The sequence below is a fragment of the Advenella sp. genome, from assembly GCF_052108595.1.
In the GTDB taxonomy this organism is placed as follows: domain Bacteria; phylum Pseudomonadota; class Gammaproteobacteria; order Burkholderiales; family Burkholderiaceae_B; genus Advenella.
The window spans coordinates 1-6,211 of the sequence record NZ_JBQEAU010000153.1 but is presented as its reverse complement, the minus strand read 5'-3'; the positions used below and the strand labels follow the sequence as shown (position 1 = coordinate 6,211).

Genomic DNA, 6,211 nt, shown 5'->3' with positions numbered 1-6,211 from the left:
CAGTGTCCTGCGGCTTTTGCAGCAGTTGCAGGAGGCTGCCTATGTGACGAGACTTCCCGATGATCGTGGCTATGTGCTGGGCGCCTGCTCACATCAACTGGCGCTGTCCGTGCTCAGTTCCACGCACTTTGATCGCATGTGCCGGCTGCTGCTTGGAAAATTGGTGGCTGCCACCGGCGAAACATGCAATCTGACCGCGCTGATCGACAATCAGGTGCATTATCTGGCGCGTGTCGAACCCGAGAGCGACATGCGCCTGCAACTGCATCTGCGCACTGGCGCCCATGTACCGTTGCACTGCACCGCCAGCGGCAAGCTGTTTCTGGCGATGATGCCCGATGTGCACCGCAACTGCCTGCTCGATACCCTGCCGCTACCGGTCATGACACCCAAAACCATTACAGACCGGCTGCGTCTTGCACATGAACTGGGACTGATCGCGCAACAAAGAATCGGCACTGACAACGAAGAGTTCGTCAAGGGCATGGTCGCCATTGCCGTGCCGGTTCAGAACGACCGCGGTCGCGTCATCGCGGCTGTCGCCTGCCACGCCCCAACCGCCACGCATTCATTTTCCGACCTGTTCACGTTCTCCAGCTTGATGAAGGACACTGCCCTGGCGCTGGGTCAGGTGCTGGCCGGCAATGCAAAGCCCGGCGACAGACAGGATATCGAAATCCCATGACAATCCATTTTCTCCCTTCCATCCACAGCCGTACTCCACTGCCTTAAACAACTGATCTATAGGTGATCTCATGAACAAACGTCCTTTTTTGCGTTCCCTGGTCCTGTCCGCTGTCACACTTGTCCCGGGCCTGCCTTCCCAGGCCTGGGCTCAAAACGACACGATTAAAATCGTTGTCGGTTATCCGGCAGGTGGAATTCTTGATGCGCTGGCGCGTGCTGTCGCCGAAGAGTACAGGAAAGCCGGCAACGGCCAGGCTTATGTCGAAAACAAGCCGGGCGCCTCTACCATGATGGCGGCAACGGAAGTTGCACGGGCCAAACCCGATGGACGCACCGTCCTGCTCTCACACTCCATGCCGTTTACCAGTTATCCCTACACCTATGCCAAGCTCAATTACTCACCCAACGATCTGGTGCCCGTGGCCAACCTGGCCAACGTGCCGATTGTGATGTCTACGGGCAGCGTCCAACCGTACAAAACGATTCAGGAATATATGGCAGCAGTCAAGGCTGACCCGGCGCTTGGCGCGGTCGGCCTGGCCGGGCTGGGCGGCCCCACGCACTTTGGCGTATTGCAGATGGCCAAGCACCAGAACGTCAAACTCGAACCGGCCTCCTATTCCGGCGGCCCTCAACTGGTCAATGATGAAATGGGCGGCCATGTCCCGCTGGGCGTGGACGCGGCCGGTGCGCAGATGGAACTGTATCGCGCCGGAAAAATCCGTTTTCTGGGGCTGGCAGGCACCCAGCCGGTCAGCTTCCTGCCTGGCGTCAAAACCCTGCATGAGCAGGGCATCGAAGGATTCGAGAACGTAAAAATCTGGTATGGCGCCTATGTGCCAAAAGGCACGCCACCGGAAACCGTCGCCCGCCTGGAAAAATCGTTTATCGCCATTGCCAAAAATGCCGAGTTGCGCAAGAACTTCGAAAAGCTGGGTCTGGAGCTAACCGGCGAATCGGCAGCCAGCATGAAGGCATTACTGGAGAAGGAAAATAAAGTCTGGGGGCCGATTATCAAGGAATCGGGCTTCAAGGCAAATTGATTCGATGCGGCAGTTGATCTGTCGCAATTGGGGCGTGCCTGGCGAGGGCGCTGTCCGTCCATCAAAATAACAGGCGCCTCATGCAAGCGCCCTGGGCCAACGACAAATGATCTGACAGGTTCAGGCCAGTACTGCCTGCCAGAGTGCGTCTTGCAGCGCCACCTTGTCCAACTGCGTTGTGCCGACAAAAACCAGCGGCCCGGCGGCAATTGTCGGCGTTGCCGGTTCAAGGCTAACGCGCTGGCCTCGCACATAATGCAACACGCAACTTCTTTTTTCCGGTCCCAGCAATACAATGCCCTTGGCGCGCAGAACCGGCGCCGGCATTTGGCTGAAAGCCGCAAGTAACCGCTGCTCATCAAATGCAACGGCATTGTCAAAACAGTAAGACTCAAATGACTGCCCGACAGGCGCTATTGCCTGCCGGCCGGTAAACAGCCCGGTACCAGCGCTGCTGGTCGTTTGTGCTTGTAAGGCGTGCTGCCCTGTCGAGGACAACAATAGCGTCCAGTCGAACTGGCCGTTGCTGCCGGCAAACACCGGAACACCCGGCGCCGTCTCATGCAGCCAGGCCAGCACTTGCTTGCGCCGCGCCGCATCCACCAGATCAATTTTATTGAGCAGAATCATATGGGCTGCGGCAATCTGCGCTTTCACCATCTCGCCGGTATGTCGATCCTCACACTGTTCAAGCACGGCGGCTGCATCCACTATGGTGACAATGGACTGCAAGGAAAATCCCTGGCCAAGCGCGCCGATCTGCGCGATCTTTTTGGGATCGCTCACTCCGCTGCCCTCGATAATCAGTCCATCCAGATTGGCCGCCTGCTTTTCAATTGCCATCAGCGCATTCATCAACTCGCCCCCCATGGAGCAGCACACACACCCGTTGCGTAGCGAGATGACGCCGTCCCCACTGACCGATTGAATCAGTGAAGCGTCAATATTGATGGCGCCGAAATCATTGACCAATACCATCAGTCGCAAGCCATGGGGCGCCTGCAGCAGGTGATTGAGGACCGTGGTTTTGCCGGCCCCCAGAAAGCCTCCCAGCACGGTCAGCGCGATGGTCTGGCTCATGTTTCTATCTGCGGGCAGGGAAAGATCGTGCCACCCAGCACGGTGCCCCAGATCCTGATGTCCTTGAGCCGGGTCGGATCAACCGCCAGCGGATCTTCTTCAAGGATGGCGAAATCGGCCTGTTTGCCGGTCTCGATACTGCCGATCCGGTCATCCAGCTTAAGCGTATAGGCTGCGCCCAGCGTCATGGCATGCAAAGCCTGCTGCACCGAAATCCTGTTTTCCTCGCCCAGCACGCGACCAGACGCCGTCATTCTGTTGACGGCGCACCAGGCCGTAAACAGGGGCGCAATGGGGGTGACAGGCGCATCCGAATGCAATGAAATCGGCACGCCGGCAGCCAGCGCCGTCGCCGCGGCATTCAAGCGGTTGGCGCGCTCGGGACCCATGGTCATTTCATAATGGGCATCGCCCCAATAGTACAGATGGTTGGCAAACAGGTTGGCGCACACACCCAGGCTGGCCATGCGCCGGAACTGCGCCGTGCTGGCCATCTGGCAGTGCTGCAGGGTATGCCTGTGGTCGCGGCGCGGACTGGCGGCAAGCACCGTTTCCAGGGCATCGAGCGCCACGTCGGTCGCCTCGTCGCCATTGGTATGGATATGCACGGTCAGCCCGGCGTCATGATAGGTCTGGATCAGCTCGCGCAACTGTTGCGGCGGAATCACCCAGATACCGTTCTCCTGTGCACCTGCCGGTGGCTTGTAATAATGCGGCCAACGCAGCCTGGCGGTAAAGCCCTGAATGGAGCCGTCCACGATTAGTTTGACAATGCCAAAACTGAGTTTGTCCGTGTTGCGCGCAATGCTGGGCAGCACCCGATCCAGTCCCTTACCTTGCGGGTCACGCAAGGGCGCATACGCCGGCACCAGGCGCAGCGGAAACGTATCGCCGCCGGTAGTCTCTGCCAGGCTGGCCAGTGTTTCCTCGCTCAGGTCATTAACCAGGTCGGTCGCTGTCGTGACGCCAGCCAGCTGCGCAACCCGGGCAAAGTTCCAGATGCCATGGGAAGTTTGTCCCTCATCAAAATAGACATTGCCAATCTTGCGGAACACCAGATACATGGCGGCAAATTCCTGCAATTGGCCCGTCAGCTTGCCCGAGGCGTCACACTCGACGCCATCGATACCCGAATCAGCGGTGATCCCGGCCATCTGCAGCATGGCTGTGTTTACGTTCATCAAATGGATACTGGCATGAAGCACCACGACCGGCCGGCTGGGGGAAACCTGGTCCAAGTGTTCGGTGGTTATCCGTTCACCCTGGAAATAAATCGGATCAAAACCCCACGCGCACAGCGTTTTGGCGGGGTCTGTCATGGCCTGCTCGGCCTGCTGCAAGCGCGCAACAACCGCTTGCAGCGTTTTCAGACCTTTCCACAGGCGCCCGTCAGGACCGCGCCTGTCGTAAAACCCAACATAGGCAAAACTCCACATGCCGCCTTCTAGCAGATGGCTATGCCCTTCAATCAAGCCGGGCATGATGAATTTATCCGCAAACCGGTCGTCCACTACCGCCTTGCCCCAGCCCTGTAATGAAGCCAGATCGCCGGCGCCAAGAATGCGGCCATCCCTGACCGCTACATGCGTGGCCCGCGGCTGTGCAGGATTCATGGTGATAATACTGCGCGCACGATAAATGCGTATCTCAGCATTGCCCGATATAGATGGCGACATGTTTACTCCTCCTTTGACCTGCACATATTACTATAGGCAGATATACAAATTCTACATTACGAGATTATTTATCTCGTTTTTTAAAATTTATATTGACCAAACCCCACTTAGCCTCGTATTATTAACAAAAAATCGGAATCTTTCATACCGAATATTCATATTTACACGAACAAAGTGAGGATACGTCAATCATGAACACGTCAACACCCCAGCAGTCCCCCCAAAAAGCCGTTAGCGGCGTCCAGAAAATGACACCATCGGAGGCTTTTGTTGAAACTATGGTCGCCAATGGCGTAACCAATATCTTTGGCATCATGGGCTCCGCCTTTATGGACGCCATGGATATCTTCGCCCCGGCGGGCATCCGGCTGATTCCTGTGGTTCACGAACAAGGCGGCGCGCACATGGCAGACGGCTATGCGCGGGTCAGCGGCCGCCATGGCGTGGTGATCGGCCAGAACGGACCGGGCATCAGCAACTGCGTGACAGCGATTGCCGCTGCCTATTGGGCACACTCTCCTGTCGTGATGATCACACCGGAAACCGGCACCATGGGCATGGGGCTGGGCGGCTTTCAGGAAGCCAACCAGTTACCGATGTTCCAGGAATTCACCAAATACCAGGGACATGTCAATAATCCGAAACGCATGGCCGAATATACCGCCCGCTGCTTTGACCGGGCACTGTCCGAAATCGGCCCGACCCAGTTGAATATTCCCCGTGATTATTTCTATGGTGAAATCGAAACCGAAATTCCACAGCCGCAGCGCCTGGATCGTGGTGCCGGTGGTGAAAAAAGCCTGAACGAAGCGGCCGAACTGCTGGCTACCGCCAAATTCCCCGTTATCCTTTCCGGCGGTGGCGTTGTCATGGCCGATGCCGTCGAAGAATGCAAAGCACTGGCCGAGCGGCTGGGCGCGCCCGTGGTCAACAGCTATCTGCACAATGACTCGTTCCCCGCCAGCCATCCACTGTGGGCCGGTCCGCTGGGCTACCAGGGCTCCAAGGCTGCCATGAAGTTGATCGCACAGGCCGATGTCGTTGTGGCGCTGGGCTCACGCCTGGGCCCATTCGGCACCCTGCCACAACATGGCATGGACTACTGGCCCAAGGAAGCGAAGATCATCCAGATTGATGCCGACAACAAAATGCTCGGCCTGGTGAAGAAAATTTCAGTTGGCATTTGTGGCGATGCAAAGGCCGCGGCTGTCGCATTACTTGAGCGCCTGCAGGACAAGAAGCTGGCCTCGGATGCAACCAAAGAAGCACGCGCCAAAACCATTGCCGACGAAAAAGCGGCATGGGAAAAAGAGCTGGATAAATGGACGCACGAGAAAGATGCGTACAGCCTGGACATGATCGAGGAAGCCAAAAAAGAAGGCGGCAAATATCTGCATCCACGTCAGGTGCTGCGTGAATTGGAAAAAGCCATGCCGGAAAACGTCATGGTCTCTACAGATATCGGCAATATCAACTCTGTGGCCAATAGCTACCTGCGTTTCGAAAAACCGCGCAGCTTCTTTGCTCCCATGAGTTTCGGTAACTGTGGCTATGCCCTGCCCACGATCATCGGTGCTAAAGTGGCCGCCCCGGATCGTCCTGCCATCGCCTATGCCGGCGACGGCGCCTGGGGCATGAGCATGGTCGAAATCATGACCTGCGTGCGTCACGACATTCCGGTCACCGCAGTGGTCTTCCATAACCGTCAGTGGGGTGCAGAGAAGA

5 protein-coding genes are annotated in these 6,211 nt (G+C 57.3%); 3 read left to right on the top strand and 2 right to left on the bottom strand.

Annotated features, from left to right (window positions below):
• On the top strand, window positions 1–685 hold a 685-nt coding region (locus tag ACTIKR_RS19225), incomplete at its 5' end, for an IclR family transcriptional regulator (protein ID WP_442328723.1).
• Window positions 686–755: 70 nt separating this feature from the next.
• Window positions 756–1,730 carry a Bug family tripartite tricarboxylate transporter substrate binding protein gene (locus tag ACTIKR_RS19220; RefSeq protein WP_442328722.1) on the top strand — a complete coding sequence of 325 codons (975 nt, stop codon included), beginning with the start codon at window positions 756–758 and terminating at the stop codon, window positions 1,728–1,730.
• 120 nt (window positions 1,731–1,850) lie between these two features.
• Here ACTIKR_RS19220 and ACTIKR_RS19215 read toward each other — a convergent pair whose 3' ends face one another.
• Together ACTIKR_RS19215 and ACTIKR_RS19210 are read right to left on the bottom strand one after the other, a co-directional pair.
• Window positions 1,851–2,810: a CobW family GTP-binding protein gene (locus tag ACTIKR_RS19215; RefSeq protein WP_442328721.1), complete on the bottom strand. Its 960-nt coding sequence runs from the start codon at window positions 2,808–2,810 to the stop codon at window positions 1,851–1,853.
• A complete protein-coding gene (locus ACTIKR_RS19210; protein ID WP_442328720.1) occupies window positions 2,807–4,486 on the bottom strand; it encodes an amidohydrolase in 1,680 nt (559 codons plus the stop codon). The genes ACTIKR_RS19215 and ACTIKR_RS19210 overlap by 4 nt, the downstream gene beginning before the upstream one ends.
• Window positions 4,487–4,677: 191 nt before the next feature.
• Here ACTIKR_RS19210 and xsc point away from each other — a divergent pair.
• Window positions 4,678–6,211 (top strand): sulfoacetaldehyde acetyltransferase (gene xsc / locus ACTIKR_RS19205; RefSeq protein ID WP_442328719.1); only part of this gene is annotated, 1,534 nt, incomplete at its 3' end.

Excerpts from the sequence above, each read along its gene's own strand:
- ACTIKR_RS19220 (WP_442328722.1), top strand. The coding sequence starts at position 756 with ATGAACAAACGTCCTTTTTTGCGTTCCCTGGTCCTGTCCGCTGTCACA.
- ACTIKR_RS19215 (WP_442328721.1), bottom strand. The coding sequence starts at position 2,810 with ATGAGCCAGACCATCGCGCTGACCGTGCTGGGAGGCTTTCTGGGGGCC.
- ACTIKR_RS19210 (WP_442328720.1), bottom strand. The coding sequence starts at position 4,486 with ATGTCGCCATCTATATCGGGCAATGCTGAGATACGCATTTATCGTGCG.